Annotated in this window: 20 protein-coding genes; 14 read left to right on the top strand and 6 right to left on the bottom strand. The window is 34.7% G+C overall.

What is annotated here, in order from left to right:
- Window positions 1–224: 224 nt before the first annotated feature.
- The 9 genes from B0A64_RS25725 to B0A64_RS14985 all read left to right on the top strand — a co-directional run bounded on the left by B0A64_RS25725 (window position 225) and on the right by B0A64_RS14985 (window position 12,153).
- Window positions 225–4,214, top strand: a complete 3,990-nt coding sequence (locus tag B0A64_RS25725; RefSeq protein WP_123875925.1) for a T9SS sorting signal type C domain-containing protein — start codon at window positions 225–227, stop codon at window positions 4,212–4,214.
- Window positions 4,215–4,520: 306 nt separating this feature from the next.
- Window positions 4,521–5,021 (top strand): tetratricopeptide repeat protein, encoded by a 501-nt coding sequence (locus B0A64_RS15020; protein WP_244285413.1) that lies wholly within the window; start codon window positions 4,521–4,523, stop codon window positions 5,019–5,021.
- 134 nt (window positions 5,022–5,155) lie between these two features.
- On the top strand, window positions 5,156–6,115 hold the full coding sequence (locus B0A64_RS15015) for an ion channel (protein WP_089480328.1): 960 nt from the start codon (window positions 5,156–5,158) through the stop codon (window positions 6,113–6,115).
- Window positions 6,116–6,189: 74 nt separating this feature from the next.
- On the top strand, window positions 6,190–7,089 hold the full coding sequence (locus B0A64_RS15010) for a MerR family transcriptional regulator (RefSeq protein ID WP_089480327.1): 900 nt from the start codon (window positions 6,190–6,192) through the stop codon (window positions 7,087–7,089).
- Window positions 7,090–7,127: 38 nt separating this feature from the next.
- Entirely contained in the window at window positions 7,128–8,594 is a 1,467-nt protein-coding gene (locus tag B0A64_RS15005; protein ID WP_089480326.1) for a phytoene desaturase family protein, read from the top strand.
- Between the two features lie 5 nt (window positions 8,595–8,599).
- Window positions 8,600–9,439 (top strand): phytoene/squalene synthase family protein, encoded by an 840-nt coding sequence (locus tag B0A64_RS15000; protein WP_089480325.1) that lies wholly within the window; start codon window positions 8,600–8,602, stop codon window positions 9,437–9,439.
- A 205-nt stretch (window positions 9,440–9,644) separates the two neighbouring features.
- Entirely contained in the window at window positions 9,645–10,085 is a 441-nt protein-coding gene (locus B0A64_RS14995; RefSeq protein WP_089480324.1) for a sterol desaturase family protein, read from the top strand.
- A gap of 146 nt (window positions 10,086–10,231) precedes the next feature.
- The gene (locus tag B0A64_RS14990) at window positions 10,232–10,693 is read left to right on the top strand and encodes an SRPBCC family protein (protein WP_089480323.1); all 462 of its coding nucleotides are present in this window, start codon (window positions 10,232–10,234) and stop codon (window positions 10,691–10,693) included.
- A 164-nt stretch (window positions 10,694–10,857) separates the two neighbouring features.
- Window positions 10,858–12,153, top strand: coding sequence for a cryptochrome/photolyase family protein (locus tag B0A64_RS14985; RefSeq protein WP_089480322.1), 1,296 nt, complete (start codon window positions 10,858–10,860; stop codon window positions 12,151–12,153).
- Between the two features lie 411 nt (window positions 12,154–12,564).
- Here the strand turns inward: B0A64_RS14985 and B0A64_RS14980 are convergent, their stop codons facing one another.
- A complete protein-coding gene (locus B0A64_RS14980; RefSeq protein ID WP_089480321.1) occupies window positions 12,565–13,869 on the bottom strand; it encodes an ABC1 kinase family protein in 1,305 nt (434 codons plus the stop codon).
- A complete protein-coding gene (locus B0A64_RS14975) occupies window positions 13,866–14,528 on the bottom strand; it encodes a TetR family transcriptional regulator C-terminal domain-containing protein (protein ID WP_089480320.1) in 663 nt (220 codons plus the stop codon). The genes B0A64_RS14980 and B0A64_RS14975 overlap by 4 nt, the downstream gene beginning before the upstream one ends.
- A 98-nt stretch (window positions 14,529–14,626) precedes the next feature.
- On the opposite strand from B0A64_RS14975, the gene B0A64_RS14970 reads away from it, so the two are divergent.
- The gene (locus B0A64_RS14970; protein ID WP_089480319.1) at window positions 14,627–15,538 is read left to right on the top strand and encodes a TIGR01777 family oxidoreductase; all 912 of its coding nucleotides are present in this window, start codon (window positions 14,627–14,629) and stop codon (window positions 15,536–15,538) included.
- Window positions 15,539–15,540: 2 nt separating this feature from the next.
- On the opposite strand, the gene B0A64_RS14965 is transcribed toward B0A64_RS14970, so the two are convergent.
- The 4 genes from B0A64_RS14965 to rmuC all read right to left on the bottom strand — a co-directional run bounded on the left by B0A64_RS14965 (window position 15,541) and on the right by rmuC (window position 18,818).
- The gene (locus B0A64_RS14965) at window positions 15,541–16,110 is read right to left on the bottom strand and encodes a YceI family protein (protein WP_089480318.1); all 570 of its coding nucleotides are present in this window, start codon (window positions 16,108–16,110) and stop codon (window positions 15,541–15,543) included.
- Window positions 16,111–16,518: 408 nt separating this feature from the next.
- Window positions 16,519–17,067, bottom strand: coding sequence for an acyl-CoA thioesterase (locus B0A64_RS14960; RefSeq protein WP_089480317.1), 549 nt, complete (start codon window positions 17,065–17,067; stop codon window positions 16,519–16,521).
- Window positions 17,068–17,072: 5 nt separating this feature from the next.
- Window positions 17,073–17,438 (bottom strand): 6-phosphogluconate dehydrogenase, encoded by a 366-nt coding sequence (locus B0A64_RS14955; RefSeq protein ID WP_089480316.1) that lies wholly within the window; start codon window positions 17,436–17,438, stop codon window positions 17,073–17,075.
- Window positions 17,439–17,444: 6 nt separating this feature from the next.
- Window positions 17,445–18,818: a DNA recombination protein RmuC gene (rmuC, locus tag B0A64_RS14950; RefSeq protein WP_089480315.1), complete on the bottom strand. Its 1,374-nt coding sequence runs from the start codon at window positions 18,816–18,818 to the stop codon at window positions 17,445–17,447.
- Window positions 18,819–19,021: 203 nt separating this feature from the next.
- On the opposite strand from rmuC, the gene B0A64_RS14945 reads away from it, so the two are divergent.
- The 4 genes from B0A64_RS14945 to B0A64_RS14930 are packed head-to-tail and all read left to right on the top strand — an operon-like array spanning window position 19,022 to window position 22,986.
- Window positions 19,022–19,897, top strand: coding sequence for a protease complex subunit PrcB family protein (locus B0A64_RS14945; RefSeq protein ID WP_089480314.1), 876 nt, complete (start codon window positions 19,022–19,024; stop codon window positions 19,895–19,897).
- Window positions 19,898–19,903: 6 nt separating this feature from the next.
- Window positions 19,904–20,305: a hypothetical protein gene (locus tag B0A64_RS14940; RefSeq protein WP_089480313.1), complete on the top strand. Its 402-nt coding sequence runs from the start codon at window positions 19,904–19,906 to the stop codon at window positions 20,303–20,305.
- Between the two features lie 51 nt (window positions 20,306–20,356).
- The gene (locus B0A64_RS14935; protein ID WP_089480312.1) at window positions 20,357–20,908 is read left to right on the top strand and encodes an RNA polymerase sigma factor; all 552 of its coding nucleotides are present in this window, start codon (window positions 20,357–20,359) and stop codon (window positions 20,906–20,908) included.
- The gene (locus B0A64_RS14930; RefSeq protein WP_089480311.1) at window positions 20,905–22,986 is read left to right on the top strand and encodes a hypothetical protein; all 2,082 of its coding nucleotides are present in this window, start codon (window positions 20,905–20,907) and stop codon (window positions 22,984–22,986) included. Before B0A64_RS14935 ends, B0A64_RS14930 begins: the two co-directional genes overlap by 4 nt.
- Window positions 22,987–23,036: the final 50 nt, after the last annotated feature.

The following is a 23,036-nucleotide window of genomic DNA, read 5'->3' as shown; positions in this document are numbered from 1 at the left end:
TTTTTTATCTGTTTAAATACATCTTTAATTACAGAAAAATATAATTATTTTCAGATTTTATTTGTTAATTTCACACTTGTTGTAATATAAAACACTCTACCACAATATATTACGCCTTTATAAAAAGAATATTATTCCTAAAATAATAAACAATTCTTTTACTCTCTCCTCCTAAGATTACATTAACGACTTCACTGATTTTTTCATTATTAATACTTATTATTATGAGACTAAAATTATGTTTGTTACTCGTTTTTATGATTACGTATTCCTGGTCGCAGACGACCAAAACATTCGGCTCCAGCGGGACATTTGCTGTCCCTTCAGGAGTAACCTCTATTAGTGTTCAGGCATGGGGCGGCGGCGGAGCCAGTGGTGCCCCATTGTTGTTAGGCAGGGGTGCTGCCGGAGGCGGTGGAGGTGCTTATGCAAGCGGTCCCGTTTCTGTAACTTCCGGAACAACTTTAAATGTAGTGGTTGCAAGTCAAACCGCTGGTACCACCGGAACTGGTACTGCAGGGGGCAACTCTACCATTACTGGTTTCGAATCGTCTATCTTAGCAGCCGGAGGTTCCGGAGGAGCAGCCAATAATGCCGGAGGTACACCTGTGGGAGGAGCCGGTGGTACAACTGCAGCTTCTGCAGGTACTACCAAGCTTGCCGGCGGAAACGGTGGTAACGGTAATTCCTGGAACCTTTTGGGGCTGTTATTATCTTCTGGCCCAGGTGGTGCAGGAGCTAATAATGGTGGTGTTGGTGGTGCCGCTGTTTCCGGTTTAATTTTAAGCAATGCACCCGGGAATGCAGGTTCTACCCCCGGTGGTGCAGGTAGTGGCGCTATAAATTCAGCATTAGGAGCTCCGTATGCCGGAGGTGCCGGTGCAGCCGGACAGGTAATTATTTCTTATACATGTCCAACTTATAGTATTACCAGCACAACAGCTACAAATGTTTGTTCTACTTCCGGAACAACTTCTACCGTAACTTTAACATCTGGTGCCGGGGCATTGCCTGTTGGTAATTATGTGGTTACTTATAATAGAAGCAGCCCGAATGCTACTGCATTAACTGCAAATGTAGTAGTGACTACAGCAGGTACAGGAACTTTTACAGCAACCGGGTTGTCTACAGCAGGATCTAGTATCATAACAATTACTAAACTTACTTCAGAGACTTGTTCTTCTAACATTACCACCAATAATACTGCTACGATAACTATTGCACCTGCAACCGTGGGCGGAACAGTAAGTGGCGGAACTTCTATTTGTGCAGGAAACACAAGTGGGGCATTAACCTTATCCGGTAATGTGGGAACCGTTGTTAAATGGCAATTTGCAGTAAGTCCTTTCTCTACCTGGACAGATGTATCGAACCCAACAACTGCCAATACGTATACATCAGTACCCTTGACAGCAACAACACAGTTTAGAGCAGTTATTACTGCTATATGCGGGACTGCAAATTCCGGAACAACAACGGTAACGGTAAATCCAGTACCCACTATCACACTGACCGAAAATTCAATTGATATTTGTTTTCAGGATAACTCATCCGGAACCCCTATAACAGGTGTTTTTGAAGGGCTTACGGGCTCTCCTACGACATACAGCATTGTTTGGAATCCATCTCCCGTTAATAATTTAGTAGCAATAACTGATGATGCATTGTCTGGAAATAACTTTTATTTTGAAGTTCCTGCTGGTTTGGCAGTGGGTACTTATACTGGTACAATAACTGTAAAAAATGCCGCTGGCTGTGTAAGTTTAGGAGCACCTCTTATTATCAATATAAAAGAGAGCCCTACAATTAACTCAGCAGGAACCATTAATCCAATTCTTACAAGTAACACCTCCCAAAATGCAACATTAGTATATTCAGCTACTACCGGTAATCCTGACAGATATAGTATTGATTGGGCTGATAATACTTTCCTTGCAGACCAACCAATCACTTTAGATTCATTTTCTGCTTCTGGTGGTGCATTACATTCTATTACAATATCTGCAAATGTTCCGGCAGGAACTTATACAGGGACATTTTTTATCTCCAATCAAAATTGTGAAAGATCGTACCCAATTTCTATACTGATTGTCGATTCCGCACCAACTATAGCGCTGGCAGCAGCAACAGAAAATGTTTGTATCTTCAATAATGTTACACCAGAACAAACAACATTAAGTTATAGTGCAACAACAGGAAACCCAACCACCTATAGCATTGCTTGGGTTACTTCTCCAACAAATAATTTTGTAGATGTTACAGATGCATCATTGCCAAGTAGCCCAATTACAATTGCGGTACCCTCAGATACTTTTACAGGTACTTATACAGGTACATTGACTGTAAAAAATTCAGGTGGCACTGTAAGTTCTGATTATGATTTTACAGTTACTGTAGCAAATACACCCGGATTATATATTAATGGTCCCGCAGTAATTAGTCCGCTTACAACAAGTAGCAGTGCTCAAATTGCAACATTAGAATACTCTCAGGTTACTGGTGCACTTCCTGAAACCTACAATATCGATTGGGATGCAGCGGCAAATACTGCTTTGTTGCAAGACCAGCCTAATACTGCATGGACTTTTGAACCTATTGGTGATATCATAAATACAATTGCAATCTCTGCAAATGTTCCGCCAGGAACTTACTATGGTACAATGTTTCTAAATACAAGTACCTGTACTGGATCTGTACCTGTCTCTATAGTGATTAATGATCCCGCTCCAACTATAGAACTAGAACCTACAACTGTAGATACATGTCCTGGAAATACTACAACATTATATTATAACGCAACAACAGGAAACCCTACCACTTATAGTATTGTATGGAATTCATCTCCAGCAAATAATTTTGTAGCTGTTACTGATGCCGCATTTCCATCATCGCCAATCTCAATTGCAGTACCTGCGGGAATCTATACAGGAAATTTAACTGTAAAAAATGCAAATGGCGATGTAAGCACAAATTCTATTTTTACGGTAAAAGTATTTCAAAGTGCTTACATAATATCAACAGGGACAATTGACACTATTACTACAAGCAGCAGCCCGCAAACCGCAACATTACAGTACTCTTCTACTTTAGGTAGTCCTAATAAATATGGTATTGATTGGGATGATAATACTTTCTTAGGAGATCAGGGAGTCACTTTATTCCCCTTTTCTGCATCCGGTGGCGCGCTAAATACCATAACAATATCTGCAAATGTTCCGCCAGGAACGTATACAGGGACATTTTTTATCTCCAATTTAACTTGCCAGGAATCTTTCCCAATATCTATAGTAATTAGCAATCCTGTACCTACTATAGATTTAGGAACATCTGCGCTTGACGTTTGTGTCTATAGCGGTAGTAATACAAATCCACAAGTATTACTCGGTTATTCGGGGACTACCGGAAATCCAACCACTTATAGTATTGCATGGAGTCAGTCACCACCAAATGGTATATTCACAGTCAATAATGCAGCATTACCACTTAGCCCTATTACGATTACAGTTCCTTCATCAACTGCCCCGGGAACTTACACCGGAACCTTAACGGTAAAAAATGCGAGTGGAGCAGTAAGTTCTGGTTCTATTTTTACTTTAGAAGTAAATCAGGGACCGACCATTTCGACAACAGGAACACTCAATCCCATTACTACAAGCCCAGTCTCACAAAATGCAACCTTAATATACAATGGCGCTACGGGTAACCCTACCTACTATTATACGGAATGGGATTCTCCCTTATTAGCGAACCAGAATCTTACTCCTTATTCATTTTCTTCGTTTGGTGGTATATTAAATTCAATTTCTATATCTGCAAATGCTCCGGCTGGAACCTATACAGGGACATTAACAATTTTCAATTCGACTTGCGATAAATCATATCCAATATCCATAGTGATCAATCCATCATCAGGTAAGACTACTATTGCAGGAGCATCGCCTAATCAAATTCAATCAACTAGTACAACAGATTCAGCATCGGCAGAAAATCCGGTTGTAGTATCTGTTTTAAATAAAGTAATTGATATCAATACTTTTAATCAGAATATCGATAAAGTATTTATTTATGATGTATCAGGTACCTTAATCTACAAGAAAGATTCAGTCGAAAATCCTAGTCTGGTTATCGATAACTTAAGATCTGGAAATCAGGTTCTCGTAGTCAAAGTACTCCTGAAAAGCAGTACTAGTAAAACTAAAAAAATAATTTATTAACCTTTTTTAAAATTAATTTTTAGAACCATTCCGTTTTGCGGAATGGTTTTTTTTTTTTGGCATACTAAACTATAAGAATTCTAACTCCTTGGGGGTAATTAATTCTAACACATAGAAACATAGCTTTTGGAGCTTTAAAAAAGGCGTTTCACTTATTTAAAATGCACATAGCCTGGCTATGGGAAAGAAATGTTTTTTTTGCAAAATTATGTCTTATTATTTCAGGAAAAAGTTCTCTTGCAAAACAAAACTTTACTAAATTCGTTTCAGATTAATCAACCTACTATTCTAATCCCAAATTAGCTTATGAAAAATTTATTTATTTTATTATTTATTATGATTACCTGCTCTTCATGGGCACAATCTGCAACCGGTTATTTTGACAAAGCCATAAAAAAAGCCGAAGCTGGAAATACAAAAGGTGCCATTGCAGATTATACAAAAGCCATTAGCATGAATTCTAAATTTGTAGAGGCGTATCAAAATCGTGGTGTAGCAAAGTTCAAACTCAATGACCTGAAAGGCGCCCTTGCAGATTTTAGCAAAACAATCCAATTAGACGACATGAATGCCGATGCTTTTACCGGACGTGCCAATGTAAACTACAAATTACTGAATTTTAAAGAAACTGTTGACGATTGTACCTCTTCTCTGGGTTTAAATCCAAAAGATTATATCGCTTATAATTTAAGAGGTTTGGCTTATAATAAATTGGGAGACCAAAAAAATTCCTGCAAAGATTTCTCTAAAGCAGTCGAATTAGGCAGTCAGAGCGCTATAAAAAACAAAGCGACTTTTTGCAAATAAAACAAGATTAAAAGTACAGCATACCCAAGCAATCTGTAAAAGTATTTTTTTACAGATTGCTTTTTTTATTAAAAAACCCCATCATAACTTCATCTAAAAGTTATCCTTACATTTGTTCTTTAAACCAAATTTTAATGGCACTTCTAAAAAAAATAAATCACAAAGCGCAAACTGATAAAAACTCAGGTTTTGGTGTTAATGCAAATAGTTATGGCGGGAGATTCGTAAACAAAGACGGAACCCCAAATATCGAAAAGCGAGGTATGCATTTGTTTCGCCGTATTAGTTGGTACCACACTATGATCGACATGCCTAACTGGAAATTTATGTCTATTTTGTTTATTTTTTATATTGTTATCAACTTTATTTTTGCCATTATTTATTATGCAATCGGGATTGAACATCTGGACGGAATCGAACAATCGCAAAGTATCTTGACGCAATTTGGTCAGGCTTATTTTTTTAGTGCACAAACTTTTACAACTGTAGGTTACGGGCACATTAGTCCAACCGGATTTTTGACCAGTGCTTTGTCAGCCGCCGAGGCTTTGATTGGTTTATTAAGTTTTGCCATTGCAACCGGTTTATTTTTTGGGAGATTTAGTAAACCAACCGCTTTTTTAAAGTTTGCAAATAATGCCCTAATCTCATCTTACGGAGAACACAAAGCCCTAATGATACGTCTGGTACCCTTTAAAAATACCAATTTTACAGATGCCACCGCAAAAATTACATTGGCACTAAGCCTGGAAGAAAATGGCATACAAACCAATAAATTTTACAGCTTAGAACTTGAATTGGATAAAATCAATGCCCTTTCGTTAAGCTGGACATTGGTACATCCTATTACAGAAAATAGTCCTTTGTACAATTTTACCCAGGAAGATTTCAAAAAATTGCACGGTGAGATATTGGTGTTTGTAACCACTTTTGATACGATGTACAGTAATACAGTAGCCGCCAGAACCTCTTATACTTTTAGCGAAATTGTCTATGGGGCAAAATTCGAAACCATGTATAACAGAAGTAAAAATGGTACAAAAACGATCTTGCATCTCGACAAATTAAACCAATACGAATTAGTAAACCTCTAGCATTCCATCATTTTAATCCAATTTTAAATCTATTTTCATATTTTATCCTATTTTTGTTCACCAAATAGCCCGTAATGATAAACAATATTAAGACTGTTTTCAGCATTAAAGATCTCGAAAACTTATCAGGAATAAAAGCGCACACCATTCGTATCTGGGAAAAAAGATACAACATCCTAGAGCCTATGCGTACTGATACGAACATCAGACTCTATAATTTGCAAAATTTACAAAAGCTTTTAAACATTACTTTATTACACGAATACGGTTATAAAATATCTAAAATTGCCACTTACACAGAAGAAAAAATTCCACAATTAGTTCGGGAAATTATTTCGAAGAAAAATTCTCAGAATTACGCTATAACTTCATTCAAAATGGCAATGATGAATTTTGATCAGGAAATTTTCTTCAATACTTTTGATTGGCTTATTTCTGAAAAATCGTTCAAGGAAGTTTTCAAAGACCATTTTCTCCCTTTATTAAAAGAATTAGGATTGTTGTGGCAATCTGAAACTATAACTCCTGCAAATGAACATTTTATGAGTCATTTGATCAAACAAAAAATATTAATTTATACAGAAAGCCTTCAAATATTAAAACCCAGTAAAACCGATAGAATTTTTGTGCTTTCATTGCCACTAAACGAAATTCATCAAATAGGGCTCTTGTACCTGCAATACGAAATTTTATCGCATGGGTACAAAACCATCTATCTTGGCGAAAGTATGCCAATAGAAAACTTACAGGATTTAACCAAACATTTCGAGAATATTACCTTCGTTTCCTTTATGACGGTCCAGCCGGATCGCAGTGTTATCAATCAATACGTGAAAACAATGGGACAAAAATTACTTCAAAAAAACAACGAAATTTGGCTAATGGGAAATATGGTCGAACACATTGACCCAAAAATTCTATCAGAAAGAATACGAACTTTCGACTCTATGGAAGAAACAATTAGCATGCTGTAATATATTTTGTTTAAAGTTTTTGTACATTTGTTAAACAAATGAAGAAAACAATAGCAATTATAGGATCAGGCTTCTCGGCATTAGCAGCTTCATGTTACCTTGCACAACAAGGGAACATGGTCACTATTTATGAAAAAAACGATACTATTGGCGGACGGGCAAGACAGTTTAAAAAAGACGGTTTTACGTTCGACATGGGACCAAGCTGGTACTGGATGCCGGATGTTTTTGAACGTTTCTTTCAGGATTTCGACAAAAAAACAAATGATTATTACGAGCTCATAAAATTAAATCCTGCGTACAGGGTTTATTTTGGAGTTGATGATTTTATCTCTATTTATGATAATCTTGAAGAAATAAAAACCACTTTTGAAACCATTGAAAAAGGAAGTGGTCAAAAACTCGAAACTTTTATCAAGCAAGCCAAAAGCAATTATGACATTGCTATTAAAGATTTGGTCTATCGCCCCGGAATTTCTCCTCTTGAATTAATTACGCTCGAAACTACTTTAAAACTCGATCAGTTTTTTAGTACTGTAAGTGCTGATATTCGTAAAAAATTTAAAAACGAAAGATTAATCCAGATTCTTGAATTTCCGGTTTTATTTCTTGGCGCAAAACCTACGAAAACACCTTCTTTCTATAATTTTATGAATTATGCCGATTTTGGCTTGGGAACCTGGCATCCCAAAACCGGCATGTTTGATGTGGTTCGCGGAATCGAAAAACTGGCTCTTGAACTTGGTGTTACTATAGAAACTAATTCTGCAATCGAAAAAATAATAGTAGAGAACAAAACTGCTACTGCAATTGTCATAAACGGAAAAAGAATTCCGGCAGACATTATCCTTAGTGGTGCCGATTATCATCATACCGAAACCTTATTAGATCAACAACATCGGGTTTATAGTGAAAACTATTGGGAAAGCCGGGTTTTTGCCCCCTCATCGCTTTTATTCTTTGTTGGGTTTGACAAAAAAATAGACAACATTGCACATCACGCTTTATTTTTTGATGTTGATTTTAACCAACATGCTGCTGACATTTATGACAAACCAAAGTGGCCGGACGCACCTTTGTTTTACGCAAACTTTCCGTCAAAAACAGATCAAACAGCAGCTCCTGAAGGAATGGAAAGCGGATTTTTCCTTATCCCTTTAGCACCTGGAATAAATGACAGTGAGACACTTAGAGAAGAATATTTTAAAAAAATCATTACACGTTTTGAGCAATTGACACAGCAAAAAATTAAAAATAATATTATCTTTAAAAGATCATTTTGCAAGAATGACTTTGTAACAGACTATAATGCATACAAAGGAAATGCTTACGGAATGGCAAATACATTATTGCAAACGGCTTTTTTAAGACCAAAACTAAAAAGTAAAAAAGTCAGGAATTTATATTTCACAGGGCAATTAACTGTTCCTGGACCAGGTGTTCCGCCTGCTTTAATTTCAGGAAAACTAGTAGCCGGGTTAATTCAAAAATCTTTTAGATCTTAAAAAAAATGAAAGCACTATTCGACACCGTTTCTTTCAAATGTAGCAAGTTGGTCACCCAAAACTACAGCACCTCATTTTCGTTAGCGGTCAAAATGCTTTCACCAAGCATACGCGAAGCGATTTACAGCATTTATGGATTCGTTCGTTTTGCTGACGAAATCGTCGATTCATTTCAGGAGTACGACAAAGAAAATCTCATCAATGATTTCGAAAAAGAATATTATAAAGCCATTGAATTTGGTATAAGCCTAAACCCTATTCTTAACGCTTTCCAGCATACTGTGCAACAATACAACATAACAGATGATCTTGTTCAGGCTTTTTTAAAAAGTATGAAACTAGACCTCATCAAATCAACATACAATACACAAACAGAGTATGAGGATTATATATACGGTTCTGCCGATGTAGTAGGTTTAATGTGCCTGAAAGTTTTTGTAAAAGGAAACAATCAAAAATACGAGCAACTCAAAAATGAAGCCATGCGGTTAGGATCTGCTTTTCAGAAGGTAAATTTTCTGAGAGACTTAAAAGACGATAATTTGGTTTTAAACCGAAATTATTTTCCCGGAGTTGATCTAAACTCATTTGATGAAAATGCCAAAACCACCATTATCAACGAAATCGAAGAAGATTTTAGAATCGCTTACCAAGGAATTGTAAAATTGCCAATAGAAGCACAATTTGGAGTTTACACCGCATTTATCTATTACAAAAAGCTGCTCAAAAAATTAAAAAATACGCCTTATTACGAAATTGGAAGTTCCAGAATCAGAGTGTCTAATTATACCAAAGCAGGACTTTTGGCGCAATCTTTTGTAACTTACAAATTAAAATTAGTCTAGAATTAATTTCTATCACATAGAAACAAAAAATTTCTCGTTTGAATAAAAGTCGAAATAAAATGACCAATCATTTTTACATAGCTATGTGCATTTCAATAAGTGAAACGCCTTTTTTTAAGAGCTAACAAAAACTATGTCACTATGCGTTAAAATAATATTCGCAATAAAATTCAGAGTTCCTTTTTAACAATTCAAAATATACAAAATGATTTCTTTTTTAATCTTTTTAGGCGTTTTTCTCTTTATGGAATGTGTTACCTGGCTTACACACAGGTATATTATGCACGGGCTTATGTGGTATTTTCATGCAGATCATCACCAACCTAAATACGAACATACTTTTGAGCGCAACGACATATTCTTTGTCATTTTTGCGATTCCAAGTATTACTCTTTTTTATTTTGGCGTTCAGGGCGGATTCAATTATTTATTTTTCATTGCCTGCGGAGTAACGACTTATGGCATGTGTTATTTTTTAATTCACGATGTCTTGATTCACCAACGTTTTAAATGGTTTAAAAACACCAAAAACAAATATTTAGTAGGTTTACGCAAAGCACATAAAATACACCACAAGCATTTAGGAAAAGAACATGGAGAATGTTTTGGGATGTTATTCGTTCCCTTTAAATATTATAAAATGTAGCATAATTTGCACGTTACCCGCAGAAAAAGCGGGTCGGGTCTTCCGTTCCCGCTTTTTTGAGTCAGGCAAAAAAGCCTGCACAAAAAGAGCTCCACTACAACCCCTAACGCAAATGTATTTCAAGAACCATCATAATAATCGATTTTATGAAAGTATACAAATTAGAAACCGTACAACATATAAACGCCAGTATCGAAGAATGTTGGGATTTTTTTTCGAGTCCGCAAAACCTGCAAAAGATAACACCTGATGATATGAGTTTCGTTATTCAGGACTTTGATGGCAAACGGATGTATCCCGGGCAAGTAATCACCTATACTTTGAAACCACTTTTAGGGATTAAAATCAATTGGATGACCATCATAACAGTTTCTGAAGAGAATCACTATTTTGTCGACGAACAACGTTTTGGTCCCTATGCATTATGGCATCACAAACACTTTTTTGAACCAACAGATACCGGTACAAAAATGACAGACGTTGTACATTATGCTTTGCCGTTTGGTTACTTAGGTCAACTCGCAAACACAATAATGGTCAGCAATAAGCTGAAATCAATTTTCGAATATCGTCACCATAAAATCGAAGAAGTATTCAATTCAAAATAATTTTTTCACGCAGATTTCACAGATTTAAGCAGACAGACGCAGATTTATTTCAATTATAATCAACAAGTAAAATCCAATTAAATCTGCAAAATCTGCGTGAAACAAAAAATCTTAACTTATAAATCTGTGGCATAAAAAATACCCGCAAAACGGAATTTAATATAATGACAAAACAAAAAGCTACCTTTTTCTGGTTTAGACGTGATTTGCGTCTAGATGATAATATTGGATTATTCAATGCCTTGCAATCTGATTTTCCTGTAATTCCGCTATTTATTTTTGATGAAGATATTCTGGAAAATCTTCCTGAAAACGATGCCCGGGTTAGTTTTATTTACGATTCGCTTCAAGAAATAAACAAACAACTTCTCGCAATTGATTCTGCTCTTTTAATCAAAAAAGGAAAAACTTTTGAGGTTTGGAAAACACTTGTTGAAGAGTTTGACATTCAGCACGTTTTCTTTAATAAAGACTATGAACCTTATGCCATAAAACGTGATTTGGCTGTTACTGCATTGCTGCAACAAAATAATATTGAAGTACTTTCTTTTAAAGATCATGTTATTTTTGAAGAAAAAGAAATCACAAAAGCAGATGGTCTTCCTTACACTATTTATACGCCATACAAAAACAAATGGCTCGAAAAATACCATCTTTCAGGAAACGTTTTAGAATATGACACCAAACCTTTGTTTTCTAATTTTGCTAAAATCCAATTCAACTTTCCGGAATTAGCTCAAATTGGTTTTGAAAGAAGCGCTATAAAAGTTATTCCGCATAACCTGACTCAAATTGGTAATTATAAAGAAACAAGAGATTTCCCTGCTCTTGACAGTACATCGTATCTATCGCCACATTTACGTTTTGGAACTGTTAGTATCCGTAAATTAGTGAATTGGGCAAACAAAAAAAATCAAACCTTTTTGAGCGAATTAATCTGGAGAGAATTTTTTATTCAGATACTGTTTAGCTTTCCTAAAGTGGTCAATCACAATTTCAAACCAGCTTATGATGGTATTGAATGGCGCAATAACGAAGACGATTTTAAACGCTGGTGCTCCGGAACTACAGGTTACCCAATGGTCGATGCCGGAATGCGCCAGCTTAACGAGACCGGTTATATGCACAATCGTGTTCGTATGGTGGTCGCCAGTTTTTTATGCAAACATTTACTCATTAACTGGCAATGGGGAGAAGCTTATTTTGCCCAGAAATTATTAGATTTTGAATTAGCCGCCAACGTAGGAAACTGGCAATGGGCAGCAGGAACAGGTTGTGATGCCGCACCCTATTTCAGGGTTTTTAATCCCGAAATTCAACAAAAGAAATTTGACGAAAAAGGAATCTACATCCGCAAATGGATTCCTGAATTTGATCTGGGTTACAACCCACCAATGATCGATCACGCTTTTGCAAGAGATCGTGCAATCGCTACTTATAAAGCCGGGATTTTGAAATAGTTTTTTTTAGGTTTTACCTAACGTTTAATTTTGCTTTACGCACATTTGGCAGATTGAGCAGGTTCATGCTTATTTTTGTTAATCCAGGCAAATGATGAATCTAAAGCAAATTTTTACACATAATCTTGTCATTTCAAACGAAAAATCACACTAGAGATTCCGTTCCTAAAAGCAAACCCGACAGGTTTTAAAAACCTGTCGGGTTTGCTATTTTGTAAAAGAGAAATTACTATCTCTCTCGAAGTCGTTACCTATTAAGACTCTTATAAAAACCCAAAGACTAAACACAATCTTGTCATTATGACGGAGGAGAAATCTTTGCGATTTTGCACCTTTTTAAGAAATTTATTAACCATAAAATTATAAATTTTAACTTAGTGACTTTTCAGGATCGGGTGCAGGAAATAGCTCCTAATACTTTAAATAATTACTTACTAAAATCTTGGCTTTTAGATCAAACATCAGATTATACAAACCAAAGAACGTACGGTTCATATAAATAAAATGTTTTGAACCACGATTTCCGTTCATTTTTTTAAGATTCGTATCATTAGAGAAACGCTCGCCTAGTTTGGCTATACTGTCAAAGAAAGTCGCATCGGCAAAATCGAACGTTTCGTTTTGAAATGGCTTCGTAAAAAGGGATAATAAATCATGAAACATCTCTGTAAAATATTCAATTTCTGCTGGCGAATCATCAGGACGAAGGATTTCCAGTTCGAATAATTTTTGATTAAAAAGTGCTTTATCTGTAATTACATTTTTGTTGATTAACTCGAAGTATGGCACATAAAACTCCTCTGGAATTTGTTTCATACACCCAAAATCTAAAGCGATCAATTGGTTTTTATCATCAACAAGAAAATTTCCGGGATGCGGATCTGCGTGTACTTTTCGCAAAACATGAATTTGATACATGTAGAAATCCCAAAGCGCCTGCCCTATTGTATCGCCAATTTCTTTATTTGTGTTTTTTGCCGTAAACTCAGAAAGGTGAATTCCCGTCATCCAATCCATCGTAATAATTTTCTCTGATGAAAACTCAGGGTAATAGTGGGGAAAAAGTAAATTTTCGATTTTACTGCACGCTTCAACTACTTCCTGACTTTGTTTTAATTCAAGCAAATAATTAGTTTCTTCGATAAGTTTATCTTCAACTTCCTTAAAATATTTATCTGAGTCTTTTCCCTGTAGATTAAACATTCGGATTGCGATAGGTTTTACCAAAGCCAAATCTGACGAAATACTATTGGCAACTCCGGGGTATTGAATTTTAACGGCTAATTTTTTTCCGTTTTTAACTGCCAAATGCACCTGACCTATACTTGCGGCATTTACTGAATTGGCATTGAATTCATCGAAAATTTCATAAGGAGTCTGTCCAAAATTAGTTTTAAAAGTTTTTAAAACCAATGGTGCCGAAAGTGGCGGAACAGAAAACTGCGATAAAGAAAATTTCTCGACATACGCCTGAGGCAGAAAATTTTTATCCATACTTAACATTTGAGCCACTTTTAGTGCGCTTCCTTTCAGGCTTTTTAGCCCGTCGTAAATATCCTCGGCATTGTTTTCGTTGAGTTTATCACGTGTTAAGTCTGAATTTACCATTTTTTCGGCATAATGCTTTATGTAGTTTACGCCTACTTTTGCACCTGTTTGGACCAATTTACTGGCTCTTTCTATTTTTGATGTTGGTATATAATCGATTGTTTTCATGGTTTGCTGTATATTTTTTCTTTAAAAAGAAATTTACCTAAATCTATTAAGTGATTTAATGGTGCAACATTCATTAACTCAAAAGAAGCATTTACAGATTTTTCGATAAAAATATCTGTTTTTTCAAAAGCGGGTGAAGCATCATCTACCCAGAATTTTATCGTCAGCATTAATTGCAACCACGCAGATTCCTGAATTCCTTTTTCCTGAAATTTCTGAAATTTTTCCTGCTCCAATCGATAATCATCTGTAAGGATTTCCGAAACATATTCTTTAAAACTATCCCGAAGCGTGGTAAGCTGCACTAAATTTTTTAGCGGATTTCTATCCAATTTTAAGGCTTGCAAAACATAACTTCTGTTTGCGGTTAAAATCTCGAAAAAGGTAAAATAAAAACTCAACATTTTGTTTTTCATATCATACTCTAAATAATCATTGTTTCTATGCAACAAATCAATCGTGTTGACTAAAAACAATCTGAATATTTCTTTTTCTAAACCTTCTAATGTTCCAAAAAAAGCATAAAATTCGGCTTCTGTAAAATCATTTTCTTTGGCAAAATGATAAACTGATTTTGGTTTATGTCCGTTTTCCAGAACTTCCTCCATATATAGCGAAACGATGTCTTCTTTGCTGATTATCTTCTTTTTAGTTGCCATCTTATTAAAATTTAAATTTTGCCTTAAAGGTAATCAATGTTTAAGTATCTTTACTTATCGTTAAACAGAATACGCTGTTAAATATATTATAAACTATTATGGCCAAAAATATTTTACTTACCGGAGGAACTGGATTTATAGGCAAAAACATAACCGATTTGCTGCTTGCAAATGGTTTTTCAGTATCGATTTTAAGCCGTTCTGATCAAAAAAACACTCCATCGATCACCTATTATAAGTGGGATCCGGATCGCAATTATATAGACGAAGAAGCGATTACAAAAGCATCTTATATCATTCATCTGGCAGGAGAAGGAATTGTTGAAAAAAGATGGTCAGACAAACGCAAAAAAGACATTCTTGAGAGCCGTGTAAAACCCATCGATCTTATCTTTTCTGTTTTACAAAAAAACAATACAAGATTAGATGGTTTTGTTTCTGCATCGGCAGTTGGAATTTATGGTGCTTCTACCAACGATCAAATTTGTACCGAAGATACTGTTCCTGCCAATGACTTTCTGGGTATAACTTGTCAGGAATGGGAAAAAGCTGTCGATAAAATAAATGCGCTCGGGATTCGAACCGTAAAAGTAAGAACCGGAATTGTTCTGGGACAAGGCGAAGGCTTTCTTAAAAAAATTGTTCCAAGTTTTAAATCTGGTTTTGGTGCAATATTAGGCACAGGAAAACAATATGTTCCCTGGATTCATATTGATGATTTATCCAAAATCTATCTTAAAGCAATTACAGACGACCAAATGCATGGTCCCTATAATGCCTGTATCACAGACAATACCACAAATGCGATACTATCAAAAACACTGGCAAATTTATTTGGATATTCCATTTGGCTCCCTAAAGCACCTGCATTTGTTCTTAAAATCGTTTTAGGCGAAATGAGTATTGCTGTTTTAGAAGGACAAAGGATTTCATCTCAAAAAATAGAAAAAATGGGTTTTAAATTCGAATTCAATGAGCTCGAAAGCGCATTGGCAAGCTGCCTGCCCTAATTTTATTTAAGCGTCAGATACATTAAGTCACTGCTTCTAACCACTCCGATTAGTTCAGTATTGGCCGTTTTTGCAATTTTTGCTGCTATTTCATTTGGAAAATGGATATTAAAATCAGATACCGAAATAGGAAAATCGGATATAATCTGTATTCCGTCACCTACTTTTTTGATCAAAGCGTTTACTGTAACTTCTTTAGCTTTTCCGCGCAATATAAGTTTTCCCGTTATTTGATATTCTTTTTCCGTTTCATTGATATCCTTTAAATCAAATTTTTCAATCTTTCCTTTAAAAATGGCTTTGGGATAACGTCGGCTTTCCATATAATTTTCGTTAAAATGCTCTTGCATCATATCCAGTTTAAAACTAAAATCTCTAACAATAACAGTACAAATAAATGTACTTGTTTTAGGCTCTAAAACAATCGAAACCTGTCTGTTTACAGCTTTTACTTCTTCGAAGAAGGGTACAGAAGCTTCAAAATTAATTGTTCCTGTATTGGTAAAAAATTTATCCTGTCCAATAACAGAATATGCTGTAAATAGCAAAATAAAAAAAGTAGTTCTTTTCATAATCGTCAGTAATTAAACAATTATGTCATTCGATTTTTTTTATTTTAAGAAGAGAAAAAAACTGGACTTAACATAAGTTTAAAAATAGAATGGCAATACTCCGTGAGTCAATAGCAATCCAATCATTTCATTGTACTTAAAGTTACGAAATTTTAAGGAGCACGGTTGTGTATTTGTCCTAAAAATTTGTGAAATGTTTTTTTATTTTAAAATGCAAAATGTTTACGATGAAACGGTTACGGCGAAAATATTGTCCCTACGGGACAAAAATGATATCGCCGTATTTTTTTTCTACGAACATGTAATCTCTACGAGATATTTTCGTTTATGAATATTCTGATAAAATTAATCCCACAGATAAGCAACGATATGTCCTCAGGTCTAATCCGGAAACATTCATTCGACGTATTAGTTTATTTCTAATAATACATTATACTTATCCAGGCTTGCCAGATCTTCGATAGAGTTTACATTGGTTAGTTTTTCATGTTCTTCGACTTCTTTTTTTAACTCAATGTGTTTAATACCTTTTCTAAAACGACGCACTTCTTCCAGACTAGACAAAATAAGTCCGGGAACAGCAACACTTTTTCCTTCTTTGTCTTTGGCAACCATCGTAAAATAAGATGAATTACAATGTTTTACAGCGCCTGTCTGAATATTTTCGGCTTCTACCCGAATCCCCACAATCATAGAACTTCTGCCTACATAATTTACAGATGCTTTCATGGTTACCAATTCGCCCACTTCAATAGGTTTTAAAAAATTTACGGTATCAACAGAAGCGGTTACACAATAATTTCCTGAAAATTTTGAGGCAGATGCAAAAGCAATCTGATCTAATAGCTGCAAAATATATCCTCCGTGAATTTTTCCGCTAAAGTTAGTATGCGATGGAAGCATTAGTTCCGAAATGCTGATTTTTGATGAAGAAACGGGTTTAAAATCTGTAGTCATATTATTTATTTATATTTAAATGGGGAATTTTCTTTCTGAACAGCGGTGATAAAAAAATGGGAATCTCCCCACCAATTAAAGGTTCTGTACCTTTCGACATAGGTCAATTTTACATATTGTCCCTGCAAGTCGTTCAATTGCTCTATTACTTTTTTATCACTGTCTAAAACCGAGAAGCTAAAAATTTGCGATCCTGAAACTCCCTGGCTTAGTTCGCCTTCCCAGGTTTTCATTAATACTCCTTTATGGCTCATCCGGATTAACTCGCCTGAACGATATCCTTCGCTATACGGAATATAATAAATAAAGGCAAAATATACGGTAAACGCCAACACACAAATTGCTGCAATAATTATTAGAATTTTTTTCATAAAATCTTAGTTTAAAGATTGATTTTCGTCTTCATTAGAAGCTCTTGCAATAATATTTTCCGGAAGTGACTTCTTTGCCTTTGCTCCCATCTTTTTTAATTTTTCGACACTCGAAATCAAATTCCCCCTGCCCTCAACCAGTTTGCTCATGGCACTTTCATATTCAGTTTTAGTATCTTTAATTTTGTTTCCTATTCGAAGTAAATCTGCTACAAAACCTTCAAATTTATCATATAAGGCACCCGCTTGCCTGGCAATTTCAAAAGCATTTTCCTGTTGTTTCTGATTGGTCCACATGCTGTCTATCGTTCGCAATGTAGCCAATAAAGTTGTGGGTGTCACAATTACAATATTACGATCAAATGCTTTATTATACAATGTAGAATCCTGGTTTAATGCGATTGCAAAAGCAGGTTCTATAGGGATAAAAAGCAAAACGAAATCCGGGCTTTCTATCTGGTATAAATCATGGTAATTTTTATTTCCAAGCTGCTCAACGTGTCTTTTAATCGAATTGACATGCTCTCTTAAAAAATCTATTTTAAGAATTTCTGATTCTTCATTCACCCATCTTTCGTATGCTACTAAAGAAACTTTAGAGTCGACAATCATTTTTTTACCATCCGGCAAATTGATTACCACATCCGGCAGAACACGGTTCCCCTCGATATTGGTAAAACTTTGTTGCACCTCGTATTCACGTCCTTTCTCTAAACCTGATTTTTCTAACACCCGTTCCAGAACGAGCTCTCCCCAGTTTCCCTGCATTTTACTATCGCCTTTAAGCGCTTTGGTAAGATTCAGGGTTTCTTTGCTCATTTGAGCATTCATCTCACTTAACCCTACAATTTGCTGGCGAAGTGCCGCATGATAATCGATACTTTCTTTGTGAGTTTGTTCTACTTTTTGCTCAAAACCCTGAATTTTATCCTGCAAAGGCAGCAAGATGCTTTTCATGTTTTCGCTATTTTGTTCTGTAAATTTTGCCGATTTTTCTTCAAGAATTTTATTGGCTAAATTTTCAAATTCTTTGGTAAATTTTTCCTGCAACTCTGTTATTTCATTTTTTTGTTCTTTATGGCGTTCCCATAAATTTTCAAAATCTACTTCTTTTTTTGACAGCTGAATCGCAAGACTGTCCTTTTCTGTTCGGATATTTTCTTTTTCAGTATTCGTGAATTGCAATTGCTTTTCGAAACTATTTCTTTCTCTCTCCAATTGTTCTTTTTGCAATTGCAACTGATTTAAATTGGAATTCAACCGTTCTTCCAGACTCACTTTTTCTGATTGAAATCTAGCCGAAGACAGCAATTTACCCAAGTATACACCTAAAAATAAAGCCACTATAAAAGCCAGTAAACAGGGAAGAAAATCAAACATAACTAAATTTATTTTTAAAGTAAAAGTAAGGAATTATACGTAGTGCTTAAATTATTAAAATTGAAATTCACGAATTGTTATTTTTTAAAATTTAACAAACATGGAGAAAACTATTCCTGCTTAAAAAAATAAAAAAAACTTTTTTAACGCAACCATTTCAAAAGATGGACATCTACCATATATAAACCTATTAAAAAATTACCATGAAAAAATTAATGTTAAGCTTGTTTATAGCTTTTGGATTCAGTGCATGCTCAATTAACAATGATGATTTGAAGGTTGATTGCGGAGCCAGTGAAGAATTAGCTTTTACAGGATTTCCACTTTTATGCTCATACAACATCAATACTTTACCTGTCAACCCGGCGGCTCTTGTAGTAAATTCTGAACAGACTATGAAAACTTACTTTACAAAACGCGCAAGCAGCTGTCCAAACGCAAGTGATCCCACTATAGATTTTACTAAAAATTATCTGGTTGGTATTTTTGCAGGTCTTAAAACAACAAATGGTTATGAAATAAAAGTAACAAGTATCGTAGAAAACAAATGCGAAATTCTAATCAATTTTTACGAAAAAGGACCTCAGGCAGGCGAATCTATTGTCTCAGGACCAAGTTATCCAAGTGATTTTATTTTGATCCCTAAAACCAGCAAAGCAATTCTTTTTAATAAAACCACAGAAAGTTCTGATAACGTAATAATAGGAAGCTATTTTAAGAAATGTGCCACTACTAATTGCCAAAAATTTTATCAGATCAATGATTTCAATATTTTAAAATTTCAAAATGTTGTAAGTGGCGGTTATGATTTTAAACAATACAGCTATACTGCCGCTACTAAAAGAGGTGATTATACTTTGTTTTTGAAAAGTGTGCCTGCAGAAATTTTAAACTTAAAGGGACAAACAAAAACTTACGGTTCTCCGGATGCTGCAGATCAGGGCGGAATTTATTTTGAACTTCATCAGGCTGGAACTGTAACTAAAATATTTATTGATAACAACGATACGGCAGATCAGAGTACTGAAGTAAAAGCGTTCAAAAAAGTCATTCAGGATAAAATTGCAAGTTTAAAATAACCTACCATGAAAAAGCATTTTGTATTTTTTAGTATTATATGTTGTCTTTTTTCCAGTGCTTATTCATTGGAATCAACGTCTATGAATTCCGGTTCTCTTGTAAACACATGGACTTGGGAAAAATCGATTGGCGGAATTAGCAATCCTTATACCGCAACCCCTAAAACTATTGGGTTTACGAAGAAGGTCATTTTTACGCCTAACGGAAGAGTAATTACGTATAAAAATGATGTAGAGATCAGAAATAGTACGTATCAAACAGCAAAAGGCATTAGTTTTTTTGACCAGTCAGAGCATGACTTAATTACTTTTGAAGGCAAGACTTATATCATAGAAAACCTTGACAATCAAAACCTAACAATCGTAAGCAATAACCAGGATGCAGCCCGTACTATTTTTAAAAGATAGTTTTATAAGCTTATAAAAACTATTTTTGCAAAACCAATCAATACCACTTTTTTGAAAGACGATTTAGAAAAATACATTCGGCTGTGCATAAAAAATGACAGAGAAGGACAACTGAAAATCTATCAGTTGTTCTCTCCTGTTTTATATGGTATTTGCCTAAAGTATATGAAAAATGAAGATGATGCCAAAGATGTGTTTCAGGAAGCATTTGTCATTGTGTTTCAAAAAATAAGTCAATACAAATTTGAAGGAAGTTTTGAAGGCTGGCTAAAGCGTATTTTTATCAATAAACTAATCGAGACTTTAAATAAAAAGAAAAAAGAGAGTTTCTTTTTAGATGTTTTTGATCCTGATACTGATTTTATTGAAGAGGAAGAATTAGATACATTACCCATAGAACAGGAAAAACTATTAGAATACATAAGAGATTTACCGGACCAATATCGAACCGTTTTTAACTTGTATGTCTTCGAAAAAATGAAACATAAGGAAATTGGTGCGTTACTAAAAATTTCAGAAGGAACATCAAAATCAAATTTAAACAGAGCCAAGCAGATTTTGCAAAAAAGAATACTGAGTATAAAAAATTTTAAAACAGCATGAAAAAGCAAGATATAGAAGATATTTTTTCATCAATGGAAAACTTTTCGAGTGTTCCGCCTCCTGAATTATGGAGTCAAATTGAGAAAAAATTAGATCAGCCTAAAAAGAAGAAAAAAGCTATTCTTTGGTGGTCTGTTGCCGCATGCTTATTATTGGGCTTATTACTGCCTTCTGTTTTACATTTTACGTCTAACTCAGCAATCAAAACTATCAAAAATGGTACTGTAGACAATAATCCTGTTGTTCTTGATGCACCCAAAAATGACTTTAAAGCAAAGCAAAACCTCTCTACTCAGGAAGCAAAAACGGAGGGAATTATTCTTGAAAAACAATCCGATAATCCTGCAGGAGCTTCCGCTATAGAAAATAAGAGCAATCAAAAAAATAATTATCAAAAAAATCAAAATCAAAAAACGACAGTTGCTCATACCGATTATAAAAACGTTGATAACAGTACTGTTTTAAATCCAAAATCAAACACAAGAAAAGCAGCCGTTAAAGAAGAAGCTGTAGCAGAAAAAACACAGGTTACCAATCAAAAAAACGGATTCAATTCAGATTCTCAATATCAAATCGCCAATACTGATAAAAAAGCTTCGGATAAAACGGAAACTGAAAAAATAGCTGTTTCGGCTCAAGCAAATTTATTAAATACTGATCCTAAAAATCAAATTGCAAAGGCTGATAAAAAAGCTTCTGATAAAACGGAAACTGAAAAAGTAACGATTTCGGCTCAAGCAAATTTATTAAATACTGATCCTAAAAATCAAATTGCAAAGGCTGATAAAAAAGCTTCTGATAAAACGAAAACTGAAAAAGTAACGGTTTCGGCCAAAGCAAATTCATTTAATTCCGGTTCTAAAAATCAAATTGCAAAGGCTGATAAAAAAGCTTCGGATAAAACGGAATCTGAAAAAGTAACGGTTTCGGCTCAAGCAAATTTATTTAATTCCGGTTCTAAAAATCAAATTGCAAAGGCTGATAAAAAAGCTTCTGATAAAATTCTTGCCGAAAAAACTTTTGTTGCCGGAAAAGCAAATCCGTTTCATTCAACTTCAAAAAATAAATTAGCCAATTCTATTTTTGAAAATCAGGCCGCTTCTAACAGCAACAACACTCTTGCTTTTAATCTTTCGGACTCAAGTTTGAACAGTAAGCAAAAAGTAATTAATGATGCGAAGGCAAAACAAAACAATACGGGCTCATTAGCTGAAAAGCAAACGGTAAGCAATGCTAACAGTAATTTAAAATTTGATGCGGTTTTAAGCAAGCAGGATTCTGTACAATTAGCGCAGCTACAAAATTTAGAAAAAGGTATTATAACTCCGGAAGAGAAAACAGAAAAGGAAAGCAAAGCTTTGCCTAAAGGCGAAAAATGGGCACTTGAAGTTTTTGCAGGGATAGCCAATTCTGAAAATTATAAAAATGAAAAAACTTTTGGAAACACAAACGACTCTAAACAAAGTAACTCGTATGGTGTAAAAACCAAATATAAAATCAATAAAAAATGGACTGTTGCTTCTGGTTTTAAAATTAACGAATTGGGTCAGAGTGTTGCAAATGTTTCGTATTTAAGTGCAAAAAACAATGCTTTTTTTAGTTCAAGCGATTATTTTAATCAAAATGCTACTGCTGCTGCACCAAGAATTGCAGAGAGTTCTGATTATGTTTTTGTAACGAGTTCTACTGTAAATGCATTAAAAGAAAATGATATCGAAAGCAGCAACATTCAACGTGGAAATTTAGATCAAAACTTGCGCTATATAGAAATGCCTTTAGAGGTTTCTTATTCTATTTTTAGTAGAAACAAAGCCAGTATTTATTTGAATACAGGCGGTTTTGTAGGGAAATTAATTTCTAACAATGTGGCTTTAGACGGTAGTTCGATGGGAGAGAATATCAATGCCAACGATTTTATTTATGGTTCTACGTTAAGTAGTACGTTGCAATATCGCATCTATAAAAAAACAAATGTTTTTGTAGAGCCTGCCATGAATTATTATATAAATCCATTAACGAATCAGTCTTTTAATCAGTTTCAGTGGGGATTAAATTTTGGGTTGAACGTTTCTTTTTAAGCTTCTTTTTGTGGTAATTTTACCAAAAATAACTTTAAAGGAATCTTTTA

The organism is Flavobacterium araucananum (assembly GCF_002222055.1).
GTDB classification, from domain to species: domain Bacteria; phylum Bacteroidota; class Bacteroidia; order Flavobacteriales; family Flavobacteriaceae; genus Flavobacterium; species Flavobacterium araucananum.
Note: the sequence above shows the minus strand (reverse complement) of the source record. Positions and strands in the feature narration are given on the sequence as shown.